This is a genomic window from Polaribacter litorisediminis, from assembly GCF_019968605.1.
Classification (GTDB): domain Bacteria; phylum Bacteroidota; class Bacteroidia; order Flavobacteriales; family Flavobacteriaceae; genus Polaribacter; species Polaribacter litorisediminis.
Map to the genome: position 1 here is coordinate 2,760,352 of NZ_CP082966.1, position 22,461 is coordinate 2,782,812.

Annotated in this window: 18 protein-coding genes; 8 read left to right on the forward strand and 10 right to left on the reverse strand. The window is 32.8% G+C overall.

Going from position 1 to position 22,461, the window contains the following annotated elements:
- Positions 1–8: 8 nt before the first annotated feature.
- From K8354_RS11790 to K8354_RS11825, 8 genes are all read right to left on the reverse strand, one after another.
- Positions 9–992, reverse strand: coding sequence for a cytochrome c oxidase subunit 3 (locus K8354_RS11790; RefSeq protein WP_223439874.1), 984 nt, complete (start codon positions 990–992; stop codon positions 9–11).
- Between the two features lie 51 nt (positions 993–1,043).
- Positions 1,044–1,631, reverse strand: a complete 588-nt coding sequence (locus tag K8354_RS11795) for a cytochrome c oxidase subunit 3 (RefSeq protein ID WP_223439876.1) — start codon at positions 1,629–1,631, stop codon at positions 1,044–1,046.
- Positions 1,632–1,633: 2 nt separating this feature from the next.
- Positions 1,634–2,536 carry a heme o synthase gene (gene cyoE / locus K8354_RS11800; protein ID WP_223439878.1) on the reverse strand — a complete coding sequence of 301 codons (903 nt, stop codon included), beginning with the start codon at positions 2,534–2,536 and terminating at the stop codon, positions 1,634–1,636.
- A gap of 226 nt (positions 2,537–2,762) precedes the next feature.
- Positions 2,763–3,326 carry a hypothetical protein gene (locus K8354_RS11805; protein ID WP_223439880.1) on the reverse strand — a complete coding sequence of 188 codons (564 nt, stop codon included), beginning with the start codon at positions 3,324–3,326 and terminating at the stop codon, positions 2,763–2,765.
- Positions 3,323–3,883, reverse strand: a complete 561-nt coding sequence (locus tag K8354_RS11810) for an MOSC domain-containing protein (RefSeq protein WP_223439882.1) — start codon at positions 3,881–3,883, stop codon at positions 3,323–3,325. Before K8354_RS11810 ends, K8354_RS11805 begins: the two co-directional genes overlap by 4 nt.
- A gap of 4 nt (positions 3,884–3,887) precedes the next feature.
- Positions 3,888–4,658 (reverse strand): enoyl-CoA hydratase/isomerase family protein, encoded by a 771-nt coding sequence (locus tag K8354_RS11815; protein WP_223439884.1) that lies wholly within the window; start codon positions 4,656–4,658, stop codon positions 3,888–3,890.
- A 77-nt stretch (positions 4,659–4,735) separates the two neighbouring features.
- Positions 4,736–4,990, reverse strand: a complete 255-nt coding sequence (locus K8354_RS11820; RefSeq protein WP_223439886.1) for a SemiSWEET transporter — start codon at positions 4,988–4,990, stop codon at positions 4,736–4,738.
- Between the two features lie 14 nt (positions 4,991–5,004).
- A complete protein-coding gene (locus K8354_RS11825) occupies positions 5,005–8,553 on the reverse strand; it encodes a leucine--tRNA ligase (protein WP_223439888.1) in 3,549 nt (1,182 codons plus the stop codon).
- Positions 8,554–8,724: 171 nt separating this feature from the next.
- Between K8354_RS11825 and K8354_RS11830 the strand changes: the two genes are divergently transcribed.
- Positions 8,725–11,559: a M16 family metallopeptidase gene (locus K8354_RS11830; protein WP_223439890.1), complete on the forward strand. Its 2,835-nt coding sequence runs from the start codon at positions 8,725–8,727 to the stop codon at positions 11,557–11,559.
- 224 nt (positions 11,560–11,783) lie between these two features.
- Here K8354_RS11830 and K8354_RS11835 read toward each other — a convergent pair whose 3' ends face one another.
- Together K8354_RS11835 and fabD are read right to left on the reverse strand one after the other, a co-directional pair.
- On the reverse strand, positions 11,784–12,206 hold the full coding sequence (locus K8354_RS11835) for a hypothetical protein (protein ID WP_223439892.1): 423 nt from the start codon (positions 12,204–12,206) through the stop codon (positions 11,784–11,786).
- A 134-nt stretch (positions 12,207–12,340) separates the two neighbouring features.
- Positions 12,341–13,222 (reverse strand): ACP S-malonyltransferase, encoded by an 882-nt coding sequence (fabD, locus tag K8354_RS11840; RefSeq protein ID WP_223439894.1) that lies wholly within the window; start codon positions 13,220–13,222, stop codon positions 12,341–12,343.
- A 200-nt stretch (positions 13,223–13,422) separates the two neighbouring features.
- Here fabD and K8354_RS11845 point away from each other — a divergent pair, with 200 nt between their 5' ends.
- From K8354_RS11845 to K8354_RS11875, 7 genes are all read left to right on the forward strand, one after another.
- Positions 13,423–14,169: a queuosine precursor transporter gene (locus K8354_RS11845; RefSeq protein WP_223439896.1), complete on the forward strand. Its 747-nt coding sequence runs from the start codon at positions 13,423–13,425 to the stop codon at positions 14,167–14,169.
- 67 nt (positions 14,170–14,236) lie between these two features.
- A complete protein-coding gene (locus tag K8354_RS11850) occupies positions 14,237–14,947 on the forward strand; it encodes a DUF547 domain-containing protein (RefSeq protein WP_223439898.1) in 711 nt (236 codons plus the stop codon).
- Between the two features lie 34 nt (positions 14,948–14,981).
- Positions 14,982–15,317: an arsenosugar biosynthesis-associated peroxidase-like protein gene (locus tag K8354_RS11855; RefSeq protein WP_077809920.1), complete on the forward strand. Its 336-nt coding sequence runs from the start codon at positions 14,982–14,984 to the stop codon at positions 15,315–15,317.
- Positions 15,318–15,712: 395 nt separating this feature from the next.
- Positions 15,713–16,768 (forward strand): arsenosugar biosynthesis radical SAM (seleno)protein ArsS, encoded by a 1,056-nt coding sequence (gene arsS / locus K8354_RS11860; protein WP_223439900.1) that lies wholly within the window; start codon positions 15,713–15,715, stop codon positions 16,766–16,768.
- Positions 16,769–16,875: 107 nt separating this feature from the next.
- Positions 16,876–17,553: a TIGR04282 family arsenosugar biosynthesis glycosyltransferase gene (locus tag K8354_RS11865; protein ID WP_223439902.1), complete on the forward strand. Its 678-nt coding sequence runs from the start codon at positions 16,876–16,878 to the stop codon at positions 17,551–17,553.
- Positions 17,554–17,699: 146 nt separating this feature from the next.
- Positions 17,700–20,894: a SusC/RagA family TonB-linked outer membrane protein gene (locus tag K8354_RS11870; RefSeq protein ID WP_223439904.1), complete on the forward strand. Its 3,195-nt coding sequence runs from the start codon at positions 17,700–17,702 to the stop codon at positions 20,892–20,894.
- Between the two features lie 114 nt (positions 20,895–21,008).
- Positions 21,009–22,448 (forward strand): SusD/RagB family nutrient-binding outer membrane lipoprotein, encoded by a 1,440-nt coding sequence (locus tag K8354_RS11875; protein ID WP_223439906.1) that lies wholly within the window; start codon positions 21,009–21,011, stop codon positions 22,446–22,448.
- Positions 22,449–22,461 lie beyond the last annotated feature (13 nt).

A 22,461-nucleotide genomic window follows, 5' to 3' on the forward strand; every position in this document is an offset into this window, starting at 1 on the left:
TTTACAAATTAAACTAAATAGAAGAAAGTAAATACAAATACCCAAACTAAATCTACAAAGTGCCAATATAAACCTACTTTTTCTACCATTTCATAATGACCTCTTTTTTCATAAGTTCCAAGAAGTACATTAAAGAAAATAATAATATTGATAGCAATACCTGATACAACGTGAAAACCGTGAAAACCTGTAATAAAGAAAAAGAAATCTGCAAAAATAGTATTTCCGTATTCGTTAACTTTTAAATTAGCACCTTCCACAACCATTTTACCCTTCGATAATTCAGCTAGACCTTTTTCTCTAGAGAGTATAATTTTCTGTTTTTCTTCTAAATTAATCTGTTCGCTTCTAATTTTAATGGATGGATCTGCTTTATAAGAAGCTAACACTTGAGCCACAGAATATTCTGGTACCGTTTCCGAACCGCTTTCAAACCAAAGACCATTTTTTCTAGTATGTTGCACTTTAGCATCCATTCTATCGCCGACTACAAAGTCTGATAACGCTATTTGTTCACCATCTTTTACAAATTGCAACACTTTACCTTCTGTAGTTTTCACTGCTCCATAAGAGCCATTGATAAACGTGTTCCATTCCCAAGCTTGAGAACCCACAAAGATTAAACCTCCAATAATAGTGGCAAACATATACCAAGCTACTTTATTTTTTTTCATTTGATGACCTGCATCTACTGCCAAAACCATAGTTACGGAAGAAAATATAAGTACAAACGTCATAAAAGCAACATAATACATAGGATAAACTCCATGTATAAAAGGGATATGTGTAAAAACCTCATCTGCAATTGGCCATGAATCGATAAACTTAAAACGAGTTAAACCATAGGCAGCTAAAAAAGCCGAGAAAGTTAATGCATCCGATAGGATGAAAAACCACATCATCATTTTACCATAACTGGCATTAAACGGTCTTACCCCTCCACCATTCCAAGTGTTCTTTCCGTCTGAAGGTATAGCAATATTTGCTTCCATAAATAATTTTTAATTAAGTCTTATAAGTTTGTCAAAATTAAACATTTTTCATCATCTAATAAAATAGAAAAAGAAAAATAGATAAATCCATAATAAATCTACGAAATGCCAAAATATTGCACCTAGTTCAAAACCAAGCATATCATCTGATTTATACTTGTATTTAAAATGATTATAAATAACAATAAGAAGTACAATAATACCCGCAATCAAGTGAATAACATGCATAAAAGTAATGCCTATTATAAATGATGTAGATACTGTACTCTCTGGTCCTGTAAAAAATAACCCTACACTTTTAAGTTGATTGAACCCAACATATTGTTGCCAGACGAAACCAATTCCTAAAAGAAATGTAATAATTAATAAAAATAATGATGCGTTTCTATTCTCTTTTTTTAAAAATCGTTGAGATAAAAGTAATGTAATACTACTTGCAACAATCAAAAATGTACTTACGGTAAATGCTGATGGTAAATCAAAAGCTACCCAATCGTCACGCTTCATACTAATAACATACGCACTTGTTAAGCCTGCAAAAAACATGACCATGCTAATCATCGAAATCCATAACATGGGTTTTGCTGATTTCTTTTTAGCTATTTTGTACTCCTCTTCTAAAGTTTGTTCTATTATCATTTTTAATGTAAAAATTTATCAACTACATATACAATTTGTACCACGGTAATATACAAAACACTCGATAACATTAGCTTTCTTGCATCTATATTCTCTTCAGATTTATGCAACTGAATGGCATAATACAACATCACAAAACCCAACAGCGCAATAATAACTGCCGTTAACGGATAAATATAAAATGCTCCAGACACTTTTAAAACAGGTGCTATCGAAACTAAAATCATGATAACCGTGTAAAATATAATTTGCTTTACCGCTCCTTTATCCTTTTTATTCATTGGCAACATACTAAACCCTGCCTTGTTGTATTCTTCGAATTGTAACCAACCAATTGCCCAAAAATGCGGGAATTGCCAAAAAAACTGAATCATAAATAAAAAACCTGCTTCGATACCAAAATGATCTGTTGCCGCGACCCAACCTAACATAAACGGAATTGCTCCAGGAATTGCCCCAACAAAAACCGTTAAAGGTGTGACTGCTTTTAACGGTGTATACACCGATGTATATAAAAATATGGAAATTGCTCCAAATAAAGCTGTTTTAGGATTGATGCTGTACAATATAGAAAGCCCTGAAATTGTAAAGAATATCGCAATAAACATCGCCAAATTAACAGACATCCTTCCTGTTGGTAAAGGTCTATTTTTTGTGCGTTTCATTAATGCATCTGTATCTTTTTCTATAATTTGATTAAATGCGTTCGAGGCACCAACCATTAAAAAACCGCCAATTGCTAATAAGATAAGTGTTGTATAATTAACAAAATCGATGGCTAATAAATAACCAGCAACGGAAGAAAAAACGACACTTAAAGACAGGCCAACTTTAGTAAGTTGTTTTAAGTCGGATAAAAGTGTATTCATTGATGTTTTGTTCTCTAAAATTACTGTTGAATTCATATCTCCACTAATGATGCGCAAAGATATTTGATAATTATCAATTTACCATATATTTATAGCCTTTTGTTCGTTAAAATACTCAAAAAACCAATTATAACAAGCGTATAGAAATTATCATGAAAAAGAAAAAATATGGCCTATTTAAAAACCAGAACTAAAGATGAGCATTGATTTTAAATACAACATAGACATACAAATTATTTTTTAGAATAAAAGTTTAAAAATATCATTTATTTTGAATTCTGAATTTAGTTAACAAATTATTCTTTGGATTTAAGAAATTAGTAGTTCGGTTCAAAATATAGACACTATCTAAATGATTTTCCTTTTCACTTTTATGGGTTCTATTTAAGAAAAGAGAATCTTTCTTATAAAAATAAGTCCCTTTTTTTACACAATTGTAATTGGAAAATGCTGTTATAAATTCGAACGTAGTATCTTCAAATAATTTAATTTCATAAAACTTACCATCTTTTTTTTCAGATTTAAAAACCTGAACTTCATTTTTAAACAAACTCTTTTCATGAAATTTTAACCCGAACAATAAGCAAAAAGTAAAAACTCCTGCTATAATTATAGGCCTAAAATTAAACAATTCTTTTCTTAGAGAAATTCCGTATAAATTATTAAAAACCACAACTATAAAAGCAATTACAAATATAATGGTAAGCCCAGCAATCAATAGTAAATCTTTATCACCAAAACAATAATCATCAAAATGAAATAATCTATAAAAAGGTATTATTGCTAGTGCTATAAGTAAAAAATATCTTTTTCTTAACTTCTTCATAACAACCCTTTTTCTTTTTTTCTACGGACTAATAAATTTGCAATTGTTGGATTTTCAGGACAACTTTTAATTTGATTAAACTCATCGCCTACCTTTACAAGACCTGTTTTTATCACTTTAAAATAAACTCCACACATCGTTGTGTTCCAAAATTGTTTTACGATGTTCATATTTTTAAAACGAATTCCTAATTTATGACAAGGACTTCTTTGCAATGTTGCTTCTAAAATAGTTTCTCCAACTTTAAAAGTATCACCTACATGAATATTTGTTTCATCGATATCATCAACCGTAAGATTTTCTCCAAACATCCCCAACTGCCAATCTAAATTAGGGTATAAAGGTTTCCAAAAATCATAATATTTTAAAGAATAAGCATATACTGCCTGCTGAATTCCTCCGTGATATTTTCTATCCGAAATCTCATCGCCTTTTACCTCTTCGAGATCTAAAAAAATAGGTTTATCTGTTGGATACTTATAAATACCTGTAATTATTTTTTCACCGTTCCAAACAACTTCTTTGCGTTCGCCAATATTTGTAGAAACAATTTTCATTGCATTATTTTTTAGAAAATTTAGCTAATGCTTTTTTTGTAAACTCTGATAAAACTAATTCTCCCGAAATTTTAGCTCTTTCTAATAATAATTGATCCCAATGCTCGGTGTTTTCCCATAATACTTTTTTCATTTCTGTTAAAGCGGACGGATTATAAGAGGCTAATTTTGATGCTAAAATTGCTACTTCTTCATCTAATTCTTTTATGGTTTCAAAAACTCTTGCGTACAACCCTTTTTCTTTAGCCCAATATCCATTTTTCCATGCGGTTGCCTCTAAAGTTAACTCAGATAAAGCAGCTAGTCCAATTTTACGCTTTACAGCAGGCTCTATGACAAAAGGACCAATACCAATGGTAAATTCTGATAATTTTATAGCCGCCTGTTCGGTTGCCAACACATAATCGCATGCCGCAGCCAAACCAACACCACCTCCAACTGCTTTTCCTTGAACACGCCCTACTATAATTTTTCCACAAGTTCTCATGGCATTAATTACATTTGCAAAACCCGCAAAAAATTGTTTTCCTTCCTCCAGATTTGAAACGGCCACTAATTCATCAAAAGAAGCGCCTGCACAAAATGCTTTTTCTCCCTCAGATTTTAGAACGATTACCGATACGGTATCTTTTTTTGAAATTAAATTAAATTCTTTTGTAAGTCTTCCTAGCAATTCACTCGGAAAGGAATTACTTGCAGGATGACCAAATTCTATAGTTGCAATATTGCTTTGAATATTGGTATATAAACTTCCATTTAATCTTGAAGTAGTCATAAAATATAAGTTTTATCAAAAATAGGTTTTTCTATGAAGAATATCAATAGAATGAATCTAATATATATCTAAAAGGATTACTTATGCTTCATCTTCATAAAAAGTATATAAACAGTCAAAATTAAAGTTATCGCATTTGCAATAATCATTGGCAGGCTTTTTAAATGAATCCCATAAATTAGCCACATTAAAATCCCCAATGAAAATACCACATACATGGTCAAAGAAATAGATTTTGTTTCTTTTGATTTGTATATTTTAATTACTTGAGGTAAAAAGGATATTGTAGTTAAAATAGCTGCTAAAAAACCTATAATTTCATATACATCCATTTTGTTATTCAGCTTTACCCTACAATATTTACGATTTTACCTGGCACAACAATTACTTTTTTAGGAGTTCTACCTTCTAATTGCGCTACTGTTTTTTCGTTTTCTAAAACTGCCTTTTCAATTTCCTCTTTTGATAAATCCAAAGAAAGTTCTAAAGTAAAACGCATTTTACCATTGAAAGAAATCGGATAGTTCTTTGAACTTTCTACTAAATGTTTCTCATCAAAAACTGGAAAAGGTGCTGTTGAAATGCTTTCTGTATGCCCCAATTTACGCCATAATTCTTCAGAAATATGCGGTGCATAAGGTGATAATAAAACTAATAAAGGTTCTAAAATTTCACGTTTGTTACATTTTAAAGCCGTTAACTCGTTTACAGCAATCATAAAGGTAGAAACCGATGTATTAAAAGAGAAATTCTCAATATCTTCTTCTACTTTTTTAATTGTTTTATGCAACGTTTTTAATTCCTCTTTTGATGGTTTCTCTTCTGAAACTTCAAAAGTTTCTCCGTTGAAATATAATTTCCATAATTTCTTTAAGAAAGAATACACTCCAGAAATTCCAGACGTTTTCCAAGGTTTTGTTTGTTCTAAAGGCCCTAAAAACATTTCGAACATACGCAAAGCATCTGCCCCATATTCTTCTACAATATCATCAGGATTTACGACATTGTATTTGGATTTAGACATTTTTTCTACTTCGCGTCCTACTTTATAAGAATCCTCTCCAAAGGAGAGAACTTTGCCACTCTCTCCTATAAAAACAGCATTTTTATATTCTGTATTTAATGCGTGATTTTTAAAACCTTCAACATCCAACTCATCAGAATTGTTTACCAAAGAAACATCTGCGTGCAAAGGTGTTTTGGTGATTATTACTAAGTCTACGTTAATTGGATTCAGTAATTTATTATCTAACAAGTAATTCTTAACAACGGTTTCAAATTCATCATCCGAAGAAAATAAATTTTTAGAAACAAAAAGAGTTGGAATCTTTTCTATTACATCATCATTAGATTTATCAATTGCACAGCCATTTTTAACAAATGGTGTTGCCTTGTAAACAAAAGCACTCGTGCCCAAAATCATTCCTTGGTTGATCAGTTTTTTTGCAAACTCATCCACAGGAACAATTCCTTTGTCAAACAAGAATTTTTGCCAAAAACGAGCATATAATAAATGACCAGTTGCATGTTCTGATCCTCCAATATACAAATCTACTTCTTTCCAATAATCTAGATTTTCTTTCGAAGCAATTTCGCTATCATTATGCGGATCCATATAACGATTAAAGTAATATGAACTTCCTGCCCAACCTGGCATGGTATTTAATTCTAAAGGAAAAACGGTTTTATTTTTTAACTTTTCATTGCTAACTACTTTCTTTCCACGAGAATCCCAAGCCCATTCCGTCGCATTCCCTAAAGGTGGTTTTCCATCTTCGGTTGGTAAGTATTTTTCAACTTCGGGTAACACAATTGGCAAATACTGCTCGTCAATCATTTGTGGCATTCCGTCTTTATAATACACCGGAAAAGGTTCTCCCCAGTAACGTTGTCTGCTAAAAACGGCGTCTCTTAATCTGTAATTTATTTTACCATAACCAAAACCTCTTTTTTCTAATTCGAAAATGGCAAGTTTTAGTGCTTTTTTATATTCTAATCCATTAAGAAAATCTGAATTTTTTAATATAAATCCAGTTTTTTCTGTGTATGCTTGGTTTTCTATTAAATTTTCAGAACTTTCTGTTCCCCCTTTGGGGGTTAGGGGGCTAAAAATATTCGGAATCGGAATTCCAAACTTTTTAGCGAAGTCATAATCACGTTGATCTCCACAAGGAACTGCCATTACGGCTCCAGTTCCATATCCTGCTAATACATAATCTCCAATCCAAATTTGAACTTTTTCGCCAGAAAAAGGATGAATTGCATATGCCCCAGTAAACACGCCCGAAATGGTTTTTACATCTGCCATTCTATCACGTTCAGAACGTTTTGCCGTTGCAGCTATGTAAGCATTTACTTCATCTTTTTGTTTATCTGTAACGATTCGTGACACTAATTCGTGTTCTGGAGCTAAAGTCATAAACGAAACTCCGAAAATTGTATCAGGTCTTGTTGTAAAAACACTAATCCTATCCCTGACTTCCTTTCCTAAGGAAAGAGACACTGTTGTGTTATCAACTGTGTTTGAAATCTTTTGTGTTTGCTGTTCCTTCTCTAGCTTTTGTAATTTATAAAATTGATTGTTTAATTCTATTTCAATTTTTGAAATTACATTATCAAGATCTCCAATTACCTCTTCGTTTGTAAAACGAATCACTTTAAAACCACTTTTTTGCTCTAATTCTAAAGTTCTTGCCTCGTCTTTTTCTAATTGATAATCGTGAATTTTACCATCAATCTCAACAATTAACTTACGTGTTAAACACACAAAATCAACAATAAAATCATTAATTAAATGTTGTTGTCTAAATTTAGATTTTAATTTTTTTCCTTTTAAAAATTTCCATAAAACAGCTTCTGCAGGAGTTGGATTCGCTCTCATTTCTTTTGCATATTCCAAAAGTAAATAAGAATTTTTTCCGCCAGTCATATACCCAGGTAGTTTTTTTGAGTCAGCTTTCTCTTCCCCTTTGGGGAAGGATAGGATGGGGAAACTAACCATTGCTCCTTGACTTCTTCCAATCCAATTGGTTTGAGAATCTTTAAGCGGTTGAGGCCAATCAATGGTTTCTAAACCATCTAGTAGCCTTTGCGCATAGGCAGAAATTCGCATAGACCATTGTGTCATTTTTTTTCTAACAACAGGATGCCCTCCACGTTCTGAAACGCCATTTACAATTTCATCATTTGCCAAAACTGTTCCTAAAGCCGGACACCAGTTTACTTCTGTATCAGACAAAAACGTTAAACGATAGTTTAGTAAAATTTCTTGTTTTTTTGTTGATGAAAAATTATTCCATTCCTCTGCAGAAAAAACATTTTCTTGCTTCCCTTTCCCTTGGAAAGGGATTGAGGGATAGGATTCATCACAAACGGCATTTACAGTTGTATTTCCATCTTTTTGAAAGATTTTTTCTAATTCAGAAATATCTTCTGCTTTGTCTGCATCTTTATTATACCAAGAATTGAATAATTGGATAAAAATCCACTGTGTCCATTTGTAATATTCTGGATTTGAAGTTCTTACTTCACGAGACCAATCAAAAGAAAAACCAATTTGATCCAATTGTCTTCTGTAGGTTTTTATATTTTCTTCAGTGGTTTTTGCAGGGTGCTGTCCTGTTTGAATAGCATATTGTTCTGCCGGTAAACCAAAAGAATCATACCCTTGTGGGTGCAACACATTAAAGCCTTTATGTCTTTTGTATCTTGCATAAATATCACTTGCAATATACCCTAAAGGATGCCCAACATGCAATCCTGCCCCACTTGGATAAGGAAACATATCTAACACATAATATTTAGGCTTTTCACTTTCATTACTAGCTTTAAAAGTTTGGTTGTCAGCCCAAAATTTTTGCCAGTTCTTTTCTATTTCTTGATGGTTATATTGCATTATTTCTGCTTTTAAGGGTGCAAATTTACGTTTATTATCGCAAAGTGCGAATTGGAATTTTGAATAAAAAAAACAAGCACATCGTTTCAACTATTTTTAATGTATATTTAACAAAATACCTTTTAATACTAATCATCATTTTAGTACTTTTCAACATTAAATTCAACTCACATGAAAAAACTATTTATTCTTTTTTTAATCTCAACTTTTTTAGCCAGTTGTCACAATTCATCCGAAGAAAAAACCCCAGAACTAAGTATCAATTACAAAAAAATTGAACTTGAAAATGGTTTAGATGTAGTTTTTCATGTAGATACATCAGACCCTGTTGTTGCCGTAGAATTGATGGTTCACGTGGGTTCTGCAAGAGAAGTTGAGGGTAGAACAGGTTTTGCCCATTTGTTTGAACACTTACTCTTTTTAGAATCTGAAAATTTAGGAAAAGGTGGTTTAGATAAAATGAGTGCAAGAATCGGTGGTTCTGGTGCCAATGGTTCAACCTCAAGAGATCGAACAAACTACTTACAAACAGTGCCCAAAGACGGTTTAGAAAAAATGATTTGGGCAGAAGCCGATAAATTAGGTTGGTTTATAAATACTGTTACAGAGCCCGTATTAGCGAAAGAAAAACAAGTGGTAAAAAACGAAAAAAGACAGAGTTATGACAATAGACCTTATGGTCATAATCAATATGTGATTGACAAAAACTTGTATCCAAAAGACCATCCGTATAATTGGCAAGTCATTGGTTCTTTAGAAGATTTACAAAATGCTACCTTAGAGGATGTGAAAACATTTTTCAGAAAATGGTATGTCCCTAATAATTCTACCTTAGTGTTATCTGGAGATATTGATATTGCACAAGCTACGGCATGGGTTCATAAATATTTTGATGAAATCCCTAAAGGGGATGAAATTCCTGTGCAAGAAAAAAGACCAGGAATCGTTTCAGAAACCAAGTCTTTCTATTACGAAGATAATTTTGCAAGAGTGCCGCAATTAACCATGGCTTGGCCAACGGTTGCCTCTTATCACCAAGACGCTTATCCCTTAGAAGTTTTAACAGAATACCTATCTAGCGGAAAATCTGCTCCATTGAATGAAGTTTTAGTAGATGAATTAAAATTGACATCAAATACAAATATGGGAGGTTATGTTTCTGAATTAGCCGGACAAATACAACTCTCTGTAAGAGCTTTTAATGGTATTCCTTTGGATAAAGTAAAAGAAGGAATTGCTCAAGCATTTGCAAAATTCGAAGCGGAAGGAATTTCTGAAAAAGATTTAAACAGAATAAAAGCAGGACAAGAAACGAGGTTTTATGGAAGTTTATCGAGTGTTTTAGGAAAAGGAACTGGTTTAGCCTCTTATAATACGTATACTGGAGATCCTGGTTTTGTAACCGAAGATATTAAAAGAACATTAGCGGTTACTGCCGAAGATGTAATGCGTGTTTATAACCAATACATTAAAAATAAAAATTATATTGCTACTAGCTTTGTGCCTAAAAACTTTGCTGATTTAGCTTTAAAAGGTGCAGTTTTAGCAGATGTTGTCGAAGAAAAAATTGTGATTGGCGCTGAAGAAAAGTTCGATCCTAAAATTGCAGCAACGTATCAAAAAACACCTTCTACTTTTGATAGAAGTTTAGAACCTCCTTATGGAGAAACTCCTTCTTTAGCGGTTCCGGAAGTATATGAAAGTAGTTTAGAAAATGGTTTAAAAATATACGGAATTGAAAATGACGAAGTTCCTCTTGTACGTTTTAATCTTACAATAGATGGCGGACAATTACTAGAATCCATGGATAAATTAGGGGTTGCTAATTTAACTGCAGGATTGCTCAATAAAGGGACTAAAAACAAAACCGTACAAGAATTGCAAGAAGCTATTCAAGAATTAGGGGCTAGAATTAGCATCTACGCGGATACAGAAAACATCACTTTAAGCGGAACTACTTTGGCAAAAAATTACGATAAAACACTCGCTTTAGCACAAGAAATGTTATTAGAACCAAAGTTTGATGCTCAAGAATTCGAATTGTTAAAAAAAGCAACGATGGCAAGTTTGCGCCAGCAAGAAGCAAGTCCGAATGCCGTAGCCAGAAATACCTACAATGAACTGATTTATGGAAAAGACAATATTCGTTCAAAAAATATTTTAGGAACTTTAGCTTCTTTAGAAAATAGTACCCTCGAAGATATTAAGACATATTATACGAATTACTTTTCGCCTTCTGTATCAAAAATTTTAGTTGTTGGAGATATTTCAGAAGAAAAAGTAACTTCTTCTTTAAAGAGTTTAAATGAAAACTGGACTGCTAAAAAAGTAACCATTCCTGAATATAAAACTCCAGAAGCTCCCACAAAACCTGTTGTTTATTTTTACGACATTCCAAATGCAAAACAGTCTGTTTTACAATTTGGTACACCGGCTTTAGCTGCCAACGATAAAGATTTTTACGCAGCTTCTGTCATGAATTATATTTTAGGTGGCGGCGGTTTTGCCTCTAGATTAACCCAAGAATTAAGAGAAGGAAAAGGATATACTTATGGTATTCGTTCTGGTTTTTCTGGCACAAAAGCAAAAGGAGCTTTTACCATTTCTAGCGGCGTAAGAAGTAACGTTACCTTAGAATCTGCACAAGCTGTCAAGAAAATTTTAGAAGATTATCCGAATACTTTTTCTGATAAAGATCTGGAAACCACAAAAAGTTTCTTGATTAAGAGTAACGCTAGAGCTTTTGAAACTTCGAGAGCAAAATTAAATATGCTATCGAATATGAGTGCTTATGGTTGGAAATCTGATTATGTAAAGGACAGAGAAAATATAGTAAATACTATGACTAAAGAGCGTATTGCTGAACTAGCCAATCAATATATAAACCCTAATAAAATGATTTGGTTGGTTGTGGGTGATGCCGAAACACAATTAGAAAGAATGAAAGAATTGGGATATGGAGAACCAATATTATTAAACAAAAGACAAAAACAAATTAAAAATTAAAAAAGGATATTTTTTAAAAGATCCTTTGCTATAAAAAATCGGCTTCCAAAATAATTTGGAAGCCGGTTTTTTATTTTTATGAAGCTTCAATACCAATTATGATTTGAAATTACTGGACCAAAAAATAAAGCATAACATACGCTACGATTTCTCATCTAGTTGAAACATAAGGATAAAAGGCGCATTTATTACGATAATTTCAATTGATAAATAGCATAAAACTCCTATAAACATTGCTCATAATTAGAGTCTTTTTTATACATCGTAGTATGTAATGCGCCATCTTCATAAAATTCTGCAATGTTGTGATCACAAGAAAATTGTAATTCATAGGTTTTAATATTACCAAAATTCAGATCCAAAATTAAAAAATCTCCTGAAATACTGTAATCTTCTGTTCCTGGAATCGCTTTATCTGCAAAAACACTATCGGCACCGTAAAATGTAAAACGTTGTCCGTTTTTAAAAGTATACATTACCCGATTTTCAAAACCTTTTAAAAGCCATTCCCCATTTTCTAATAGTGATACCTTATCATGAATGGTTAGTTCTCCTGTAAATTCTTCATTTGAGTCTTCACAACTTATAAATCCGATTGCAATGATTAAAGTGATAAAAAATGTTACCTTTTTAGAATTAGTTTTCATAATAAATAATTTTTTCGTTTATATTTTAGATTCCTTAAATAAACTACTATTCAACTTTTTTTGACTACAAAACCTTATTGAACAAGAAAATTCACCCTTAAAAAGGAAAAAAACCTTTAAAAGATTCTTTAATATTACACTGTTGCTCCACTAGCGGTAACACCTCTATCAATTTTACGCATTAAGCCACGTAAAACTTTTCCTGGACCAACTTCAATAAATTCTGTTCCACCATCCGCAATCATTTGTTGTATAGATTGCGTCCATTTTACAGGCGCGGTTAATTGACTCATTAAGTTTTTCTTAATTTCAGCAGGATCTATAACAGCACTTGCCGTTACGTTTTGATATACTGGGCAACTAGGCGCTTTAAATTCAGTTGCCGCAATTGCAGCTGCTAATTCTTCTCTTGCGGGCTCCATCATCGGGGAATGAAATGCTCCACCAACAGGCAATATTACCGCCATTTTAGCACCTTTTTCTTTTAAAATTTCACAAGCTTTTTCGACCGCTTCAATCTCTCCAGAAATTACCAATTGTCCTGGACAGTTATAATTTGCAGCAACAACAATTCCATCAATCTCAGCACAAACATCTTCTACAACTGCATCTTCTAAACCAATAATTGCTGCCATGGTAGAAGGTGCAATTTCACATGCTTTTTGCATGGCTAAAGCACGTTTAGAAACTAATTTTAATCCATCTTGAAAAGATAAAACTCCATTGGCAACCAAAGCCGAAAGCTCTCCTAGAGAATGTCCTGCCACCATTTCTGGTTGAAAAGAATCCCCTAAAACTTTGGCTAAAATTACCGAATGTAAGAAAATTGCAGGCTGGGTAACTTTCGTTTCTTTTAATTGCTCTGCGGTTCCTTCAAACATAATATCTGTAATATGAAACCCTAAAATAGTATTTGCTTTTTCAAAATATTCTTGAGCTAACGGATACTTTTCGTATAAATCCAATCCCATTCCTGGAAATTGCGCTCCTTGTCCTGGAAAAATATATGCCTTCATTGTCTAGTATTTAAATATTAATTTGTTTAATTCTATAAAATTGTAAGCAAAAATAATCATTTTTTATTTGAAGCTATTTCCTGCTTTCCACTATATCTTTTTGTGAAAAAACAAAAAGGATGCCGTTTCAATCAGGGCTAAAATTGTTTAATAACTCAGATCATTTGTGAAACAAAAATAATATTTATTAACTTCGTACCATGAATCAAAAAGACAAACTTGTTGCCAATAGAATTTATCTTATTCTGGCAGCCCTTTTTATCGCTTCGTTGGTTACCTCCAACTTAATTTTTCAAAAATTCTTTTATTGGTATCCTTTTGAAATTGAAATTTTTGAGGTAAAACTTTTTGAAGTTTCGGTAGGATTGTTACCTTATCCATTAACCTTTTTAATCACAGATATTTTATCCGAAATTTACGGAAAAAGAAAAGCGAACGAAGTTGTGATTGCAGGAATTTTTGCCTCATTTTTCTCACTATTAATAATTTACATCTCCAAAGTTGTTCCTGCTACTTCTTGGTCTCAGGTACAAGATGATACTTTTTTAAACGTTTTTGGCGCAGCTCCTTTAGCTGTATTTGCCTCTATGGCAGCCTATTTATTTGCACAATTTATAGACATTAGAGTCTATCATTTTTGGAAAAAACTCACCAAAGGAAAACATTTATGGTTGCGGAACAACTTCTCTACATTTTCTTCTCAATTTATTGACACGTTAACAGTTTTGATTTTGCTTTGTTCTTTTGAAATTATCAATTGGGATAAATTTTGGGGATTATTACTTAGTGGCGTCATTTTTAAAATATTAATTGCGCTTATAGATACTCCTTTTTTATATATCGTTGTCTATGCTTTTAGAAAACGATTCCGCTTAAAAGTGCAAGATGAAATTACAGACGATATATTACTAAACACAAAAGATGATGTTGCTCATATAAAATTATAAAAAAAATTTTGGTCTCTGTAATTTAAAAGAAAAATTATCGTCTAAAGAAAAAATAATTGATTCATTCATGAAAAACAAAAGCTGTCTTCTCCTTATTTTTTTAGTTTTTTATCAAACAAATGCTCAAACTTCTATTTTTAATGATTTATTACAAAAACATGTTACTAAAAACGGAATTGTAGATTACGCATCATTGAAAACTGACGAACGTAAATTAGATTCTTATATTTCTTATTTAGAAAAAATAGCTCCTGAAAAATCTTGGTCAAAAAACAAGCAAAAAGCTTTTTGGATTAATGTATACAATGCGTATACCATCAAAATAATTTTAAAAAATTATCCTCTTAAAAGTATTCTAGACATTCAAGAAAACGGCAAAAGTGCTTGGAAAATTCCTTTTGTAAAAGTGGGTGGTAAACTTTACACATTAGACCATATAGAACATCAAATTTTACGAAAAACTTTATTTGACCCAAGAATTCATGTGGGTGTAAATTGTGCCTCTAGTTCTTGTCCTAAATTAGGAAACAAGGCTTTTACCGAAGAAAATATAGAAAGAAACTTAGAAAAATTAATGAGAGAATTTGTAAACGATTCTTCCAGAAATAAATTCTTAGAAAATGAGATTCAAATTTCTTCTATTTTCGATTGGTTTCAAGAAGATTTCACAAAAAATGGTTCTTTAATTGAGTATGTAAACACGTATTCCGAAACTAAAATAAACGCAAATGCTAAAATCTCTTTTTTGAAATACGATTGGAGTTTGAACAGTAAATAAATTATTACCTTTCGCTTTTAAAATAAAAAAACACATGTCTAAAACATATTATGATGCTTCCGATTTAAGAAAATTCGGAAAAATAACAGAATGGAGTGAAGAACTTGGCAACAAGTTTTTTGATTATTACGGTAAAGTATTCGAAGAAGGTGCTTTAACAGCGCGCGAAAAAAGCTTGATTGCATTGGCAGTTGCTCACACCGAGCAATGTCCATATTGTATTGATGCGTATACAAAAGACGGATTGCAACGAGGGATTACCAAACCAGAAATGATGGAAGCAATTCATGTGGGTGCAGCCATTAAAAGTGGAGCAACTTTGGTACATGGAGTTCAAATGATGAACAAGGTTAATAAATTAGAAATGTAAGCAGAGAACCAATTTTGTTTTTACAAAATTGTGTGAATCGCTTATCCTGAGTTTTTACGAAGGATCTTTTGAATCAAAATTGTGTGAATCGCTTATCCTGAGTTTTTGCGAAGGATCTCATAAAACAAAATTGTGTGAATCGCTTATCCTGAGTTTTTGCGAAGAATCTTTTGAATCAAAATTGTGTGAATCGCTTATCCTGAGTTTTTACGAAGGATCTTTTGAATCAAAATTGTGTGAAGCGCTTATCCTGAGGAACCAAGAATTTCAAGAAAATAGGGTAAATTCCTTTGAGTTTTTATTGGCTTTTTAATCAAAAGTAAAAACCCAATCTAGAAAATTTATGTATATAAAGTAAAAAACCAAAATAGATACTGAAAAATTCAGCAGAATATATGGCTACAAAATCACTAAAAGCAAGAAATAACGACATTGCAAATACATCTCGGCAAATGGAAATTCTCTCAAACGGGATTTTCGCAAATGGAGAATTACCAACCTTTGCTGAAAAAATTAAAGAAACCAATCAGTTTCCTTTAAGACCTAAAAAATTAGAGATTCTACAGATTAATTTAGGATACATGTGCAACCAAGTTTGTGAGCATTGTCATGTAGATGCTGGTCCAGACAGAAAAGAAATCATGACCATAGAAACGATGAAACAATGTTTAGAGGTCATTAAAAAAACGGAAGCGCATACCTTAGATTTAACAGGAGGTGCACCAGAGATGAACCCTAATTTTAGGTGGTTTGTAGAAGAAGCATCCAAAGCCGGAATTCAAGATTTTATCGTTCGGTCTAATCTAACCATCATTAGAGCCAATAAAAAATACTATCATTTACCAGACTTTTTTAAAAAACATGGGGTTCATGTAGTTTCTTCGATGCCGCATTGGACGCGTGGAAAAACAGATAAGCAACGTGGTGATGGTGTTTTTGATAAATCTATCAAAGCCTTGCAAGAATTAAATGCCATTGGTTATGGTAAAGAAGGTTCTGATTTAAAATTAGATTTAGTGTACAATCCTTCGGGAGCATTTTTACCTGGCGATCAAAAAGCTTTAGAAAACGATTTTAAAAAAGCCTTAAAAAATGATTTCGACATTGATTTTCATAGCCTTTTTGCCATTACTAATTTACCCATTAGTCGATTTTTAGATTATTTAATTGCGTCCGATAATTATGAAGACTATATGTATTCTTTGCTAGACGCCTACAATCCATCTGCAGTTGCGAATGTAATGTGCACCAATACACTTTCTATCAGTTGGGATGGTTGGTTGTATGATTGCGATTTTAACCAGATGTTAAATTTAAAAGTTGCCAGCAAAGTAAAACACGTTTCAGATTATAATGAGGAACTTTTACAAGATCGAAATATCATTATCAATCAACACTGCTATGGTTGCACTGCAGGTGCAGGAAGCAGTTGTCAAGGAGTAGTTGCATAGGCCCCATTGTCCTTTGGACATTTCCCCAAAGGGGAAAATTGAGCTTGTTTGACAAAAAAATTAATAAAATTAGAATTACAAGGGGTTTAAACCCTTTGCAAAAAAAAATGAAAAAAAATACTGCCATATTAATTTTTGCGAATTCTGCTGAAAAAGATGCTGAAAGAAAACCGTTTCTTTCTTCGGATATTTTTTCGGTATTGAATTCCCAAACTTTAAAAACGGTGGAAAGATCAGGAACTGAATATTTTCATTTCTCTGAGAAAAATCAAATTGGTAGTTCGTTTGGTGAACGTTTTTCGAATGCTATTGAAGCTATTTTTAACAAGGGTTTTGAAAACGTTATTACTATTGGTAATGATACTCCACATTTAAAAACACATCATTTACTAGATACGTTACAGCAACTCAAAAAAAATGATTTGGTTTTAGGACCTTCAAAAGATGGTGGTTTTTATTTAATGGGGATTAAAAAAGCGCATTTTAACAAAGAAACTTTTTTAAAATTACCTTGGCAAACCCATCATTTACAAAAATGTATTATTTCAATTTCATCTACCAAAAAGTTACAAATTTCTTTTTTAGAGCCTTTAAGTGATTTGGATTCTAAAGAAGATATTCAACATATTGTGCATAGTTTTAAAGCGATTTCAAAATCAATTTTAAAACTACTTGTTGCGTTTTATATAATTGATAAAAAAGGTTTTATCAATCAAAAAATAGGATTTTACTCGGCACCATTTTCTCAATACTTCAACAAAGGTTCTCCATTAATTTTTGCGTAATTAATTTTCGAAAACTAAGTTTAAAATAACAAATATCTCCTGACGCAGTAAAAAGGTTTTAATGTTATAAAACATAGTTCTCGACTGCGCTCGAACAGCTTCGAGTTATAGAAAATCAATTCATTTTACACAAAAATCATTTTTTAATGAAACACATTTCAATGTGGCTTTTACTGTTGGTAACGAGCATCAGTTTTTCACAAATTAAAATTTCGGGAACAATTTCCGATAAGAACACAGGCATAGGAATTCCTGCTGTCTCCATTTCATCATCCACAGAAAATGGAACTACTTCTAATATGGATGGCAATTATTCCATTGAAGTTTTAGACCAAAATCAAATTTTAACCTTCTCCTATTTGGGGTATAAAACTCAAAAAATAAAAGTAGGAAATCAAACTTCCATCAACATTCAATTAGAAGAAATTGAAACGAATTTAGATGAAATTGTCGTCACTGCTTTAGGACTCAATAGAAAAACAAAAGAATTAGGGTATGTGGTTCAAGAACTCAAAGCAAAAGATGTTACGGAAGTAAAAACTGTCAATTTTTTAGATAATCTCTCTGGTAAATTAGCGGGTGTTACCATTTCTCAAGGAGCCACAGGCGTGGGTTCTTCTTCAAAAATAACCATTCGTGGAGAAGCTTCTTTTTCGAATAACAATCCGCTTTTTGTGGTCGATGGAACTCCAATTAGCAACAACACAATTTTTAATTTCACCAATGAAGCAGCCGCTGGTTTTCAAGAAATAGATTTTGGAAACGGCGCAATGGAAGTAAATCCAGATGATATACAATCTATTACTGTTTTAAAAGGTCCTAGTGCGGCGGCATTATACGGAACTCGCGCTTCTAACGGAGTTATTGTGATTAAAACCAAAGACGGTTCTAAGAAAAAAGGATTAGGAATTAGTATAAATTCATCCATAACGTTTGATAGCGCTTTTCGTTTGCCTGATTTTCAAAATGAATTCGGACAAGGAAATTCAGGGGATTTTGAATATGTTGATGGCTTAGGTGCTGGTGTAAATGATGTGATTACCTATTCTTGGGGACCCAGATTAGATGCTGGAAATTTCATTCCGCAATTTGATTCTCCTGTTACCTTACCCAACGGCACAGTCTTTCGTGGTGGAGACACTTCTTTGTATTCTGGTTTTCCCATTACCCCAACTTTATTCAAATCGAATCCAGATAATTTAAAAGATTTTTATCAAACAGGAATTACAACCATCAATAATATTGCGATCAATGATGCTTTTGAACGCGGTTCTTACCGATTGTCTTTTACGAATTTAGATAGCGAATCTATCATTCCAGGAGTAAATTTAGAGCGAAAAACAGTTGCTTTAAAATTGAATTTTAACCCCACAGAAAAAACAAAAATCATCTCTAATATCAATTATATAAATTCTAGTAGCGATAACCGACCATCGAATGGATATGGAAGCGAAAACGTAAATTATTCTTTAGTAGCCTGGGGGCCAAGATCTTTAAACATCGATAGTTTGCGAGATTACTGGCAACCGGGTTTAGAAGGTGTGCAACAATATTCTTTTAACTATACCTATTTCGATAATCCTTTTTTCATTTTGCATGAAAACACCAACTCTTTTAACAGAGATCGTCTTTTTGGTAACATCACATTCAACCATCAATTTACAGAAAAATTAAGCCTTTCTTTGCGCTCAGGAATGGATTATTCTTCAGAAAAAAGGAGGTTTAAACGAAATTATAGTAGCAATCGTTTTCAAAACGGAGCCTATGCAGAACATGATGTTTTTTACAGAGAAGTGAACACTGATTTTTTACTCAATTACAAAGATACTTTTGGTAATTTTTCTTTGGATGCTTCTTTTGGCGGAAATCGTTTGGATCAAACAGCGTCTACAAAACAATCTCAAACCACCAATTTAGCACAACCTAGAATTTTCAGTTTAAATAATGCAGCATCACCCATAGAAGTTTTTCAATTCGATACTGAAAAACGAATTAACTCTTTATACGGAATTGTAAAATTTGGCTATCAGGACTTTTTATATGTTGATATTACAGGAAGAAATGATTGGTCTAGCGCCTTGGCAACGCCGTTTTCCGTAGAAGGAACCTCCTTCTTTTATCCTTCTATTTCCACTAGTTTTCTACTTTCCAATTATACAGAATTACCCGAAAATATTTCATTTGCTCAGTTAAGAGCCAGTGTGGCACAAGTTGGGAACGACACAAATCCATATCAAACGTCAGGCGCCTTTGTGGCACAAACGAACTTTAACGGGCAACCTACCTTTAGCAATCAAGATTTTATTCCGAATGCAAATTTAAAACCAGAAGTTACTACTTCTTATGAGTTGGGTGCAGATGTCCGATTTTTTAAAGACCGATTGAGCATTGATTTCACGTACTACAATGCCACAACCAAAGATCAAATTATTTCGTTACCCATTGCTATTTCATCGGGCTATAATCAGCAAGTTGTCAATGGTGGGGCAGTAAATACTTCGGGGGTAGAAATTATTTTAGGTGGTACTCCAATCAAAAATAACAATTTTACCTGGAATACCACTTTTAACTTTGCTACCAATAAATCCATCATTAAAAATTTACCGCAAGAAAATGGAAGATTAACTTTAGCGTATAGCAGAATTTATGATAGCGCAAACCAAACGGTTTGGTTTCAAGTGGAAGAAGGCGGGCAAGTTGGTGACATGTATGGAACAGGATATCAAAAAAACGCAGAAGGCCAATTTCTATTGGATGATAACGGGCGTTATATTGCTGATAATAATTTGATTAAAATCGGGAATTACAATCCTGATTTCACCTTGGGATGGAACAACACTTTCCAATATAAAAACTGGAATGCTAGCTTTTTATTCGATTGGCGGCAAGGCGGCGAAATTGTTTCTAGAACCCGAGCTTTGGGAAATGTTGGTGGCCAATTGGCAGAAACAGCTTATAGACCGGATGCAGGAATTATAGCGCAAGGTCTTAACGTAAATACGGGTCAACCCAATACGGTTGCCGTTTCATCGGAAAGTTATTACCGCCAATTTTACGACAGAAATCACGAAGAAAACAATGTTTATGATGCCTCCTTTTTAAAATTACGTCAGTTTTCAATCGGTTATACTTTGCTTTTAACCGAGGGTTTTTTAGGATTGAAAGATGATGCGAACATCAACTTTTCGTTTGTTGGCAATAACTTGTTTGTGCTTACTGAAAATCCGCATTTCGATCCAGAACAATTAGCCGTGCAAGGAAACGGATTTGTAAGTGGCGTTGAAGATATGAGTTATGCAACGAGCAGAAGTTTAGGTTTTAAAGTGGGGTTTAATTTTTAACCTGCAAAATAAATCCGAGGAACAAGGATTCCTTATAGATTTAGATAGCATGAACCGATTATAATAAAATTAAATATCCACAAGGTTTTTGAAACCCTGCAAAAAATAATAAAAATGAAAAAATTTATATATATCATCGTAATTTCTACAATAATAATGACCAGTTGTACCAAAGACTTTGAGGACATCAATACCAATCCGAATGCACCTGTTTCTGTGCAACCTAGCTTGTTACTGCGCCAAGTTATGTATGATTTTGGCGAGCAAATGAGCTACGAAGGTTTTGTTGCTGGAGATTTATTAGCACAACACAGAACAGCCTTAGATTTTAATTTATTTGATCGGCACGATTTAAAAAGTCCGCAGTTAGGTGGCAATCCTTGGCCTATATTTTACACCAATTTACGGGATAATGAAATCCTTTTAAAACAAAGTAGAACAACAACTGCATTTGCAGTGTATGAAGGACCTGCCTTAATTTTAAAAGCCTATATGGCCGCTGGTTTAACAGATTTATTTGGTGATGTACCGTATTTTGATGCCTTTAATGGTGTCGATGGAACGGTAACGCCCAAATACAATCTACAAGAAGATATTTACCAAAATGAAAACGGAATTTTAGATAATTTAGACAAAGGCATTGCTGCTATTCAGAAGTATACAGGTTCTATTCCTTTAGATGGTGATATTTTATACAACGGAAATTTAGAGGCTTGGGTAAAATTTGCCAACTCTTTAAAAATAAAATACCTCATTAGAATTTCTGCTAAAGTTGATGTTGCTAATGCACTACAAACTTTATTTAATGAAGGAAACTACATCCAAAATAATGCTGAAAACGCTGTTTTTGATTTCACAAATTCAGAACCAAATAGTTTTAGATTGGCACAATTAAGAGTCGGAGATTTCAATAATTTTGTGCTATCAGAAACTATGGAAGAAATTTTAATTGATTTAAACGACACTAGAATTTATAAATTATTTAGACCTTTTGCCAATTCTAATTCCAACGAATTTAAAGGTTTAATCAACGGAATTAATTCTTCTACAACCTCCATTGCCATATCCGATTATTCTTTGGCAGGAACCGCTTTTAGAGAAGACACCTCAACCCTAGACGCCAATTTTATGACGGCTTGGGAAACAAGTTTTTTATTGGCAGAAGCCGCCGAAAAGGGGTTTATCAACACAAATTCTGAAACCTTATACACAACTGGAGTTACACAAGCTTTTGCATATTGGAACACTAATTTACCAGCAACCTATTTAACTGGAAATGCTAATTTTAACGCTGTTGGAAAAACTCCTTTAGAACAAATTATTACACAAAAATGGATTGCTTCCATTATCAATGGATATGAAGGTTGGGTTGAGTTTAGAAGAACCGGTTTTCCTGCTTTGAAGAATGTTTCAGCAAGTTTAAATAACGAATTAATTCCTGTTAGAATGCCATATCCTGCGGAAGCTGCTTCTTTAAATCAAGACAACTATAAAATTGCAGAAGCTGCAACCAATGGAAATAGTTTAGACGTAAAAGTTTGGTGGAATGAGTAAAATTAGACCTCAC

Bases quoted from the DNA above. Each gene is read 5' to 3' on its own strand.
- K8354_RS11790 (WP_223439874.1), bottom strand. From the start codon at position 992: ATGGAAGCAAATATTGCTATACCTTCAGACGGAAAGAACACTTGGAAT.
- K8354_RS11795 (WP_223439876.1), bottom strand. From the start codon at position 1,631: ATGATAATAGAACAAACTTTAGAAGAGGAGTACAAAATAGCTAAAAAG.
- cyoE (WP_223439878.1), bottom strand. From the start codon at position 2,536: ATGAATTCAACAGTAATTTTAGAGAACAAAACATCAATGAATACACTT.
- K8354_RS11805 (WP_223439880.1), bottom strand. From the start codon at position 3,326: ATGAAGAAGTTAAGAAAAAGATATTTTTTACTTATAGCACTAGCAATA.
- K8354_RS11810 (WP_223439882.1), bottom strand. From the start codon at position 3,883: ATGAAAATTGTTTCTACAAATATTGGCGAACGCAAAGAAGTTGTTTGG.
- K8354_RS11815 (WP_223439884.1), bottom strand. From the start codon at position 4,658: ATGACTACTTCAAGATTAAATGGAAGTTTATATACCAATATTCAAAGC.
- K8354_RS11820 (WP_223439886.1), bottom strand. From the start codon at position 4,990: ATGGATGTATATGAAATTATAGGTTTTTTAGCAGCTATTTTAACTACA.
- K8354_RS11825 (WP_223439888.1), bottom strand. From the start codon at position 8,553: ATGCAATATAACCATCAAGAAATAGAAAAGAACTGGCAAAAATTTTGG.
- K8354_RS11830 (WP_223439890.1), top strand. From the start codon at position 8,725: ATGAAAAAACTATTTATTCTTTTTTTAATCTCAACTTTTTTAGCCAGT.
- K8354_RS11835 (WP_223439892.1), bottom strand. From the start codon at position 12,206: ATGAAAACTAATTCTAAAAAGGTAACATTTTTTATCACTTTAATCATT.
- fabD (WP_223439894.1), bottom strand. From the start codon at position 13,222: ATGAAGGCATATATTTTTCCAGGACAAGGAGCGCAATTTCCAGGAATG.
- K8354_RS11845 (WP_223439896.1), top strand. From the start codon at position 13,423: ATGAATCAAAAAGACAAACTTGTTGCCAATAGAATTTATCTTATTCTG.
- K8354_RS11850 (WP_223439898.1), top strand. From the start codon at position 14,237: ATGAAAAACAAAAGCTGTCTTCTCCTTATTTTTTTAGTTTTTTATCAA.
- K8354_RS11855 (WP_077809920.1), top strand. From the start codon at position 14,982: ATGTCTAAAACATATTATGATGCTTCCGATTTAAGAAAATTCGGAAAA.
- arsS (WP_223439900.1), top strand. From the start codon at position 15,713: ATGGCTACAAAATCACTAAAAGCAAGAAATAACGACATTGCAAATACA.
- K8354_RS11865 (WP_223439902.1), top strand. From the start codon at position 16,876: ATGAAAAAAAATACTGCCATATTAATTTTTGCGAATTCTGCTGAAAAA.
- K8354_RS11870 (WP_223439904.1), top strand. From the start codon at position 17,700: ATGAAACACATTTCAATGTGGCTTTTACTGTTGGTAACGAGCATCAGT.
- K8354_RS11875 (WP_223439906.1), top strand. From the start codon at position 21,009: ATGAAAAAATTTATATATATCATCGTAATTTCTACAATAATAATGACC.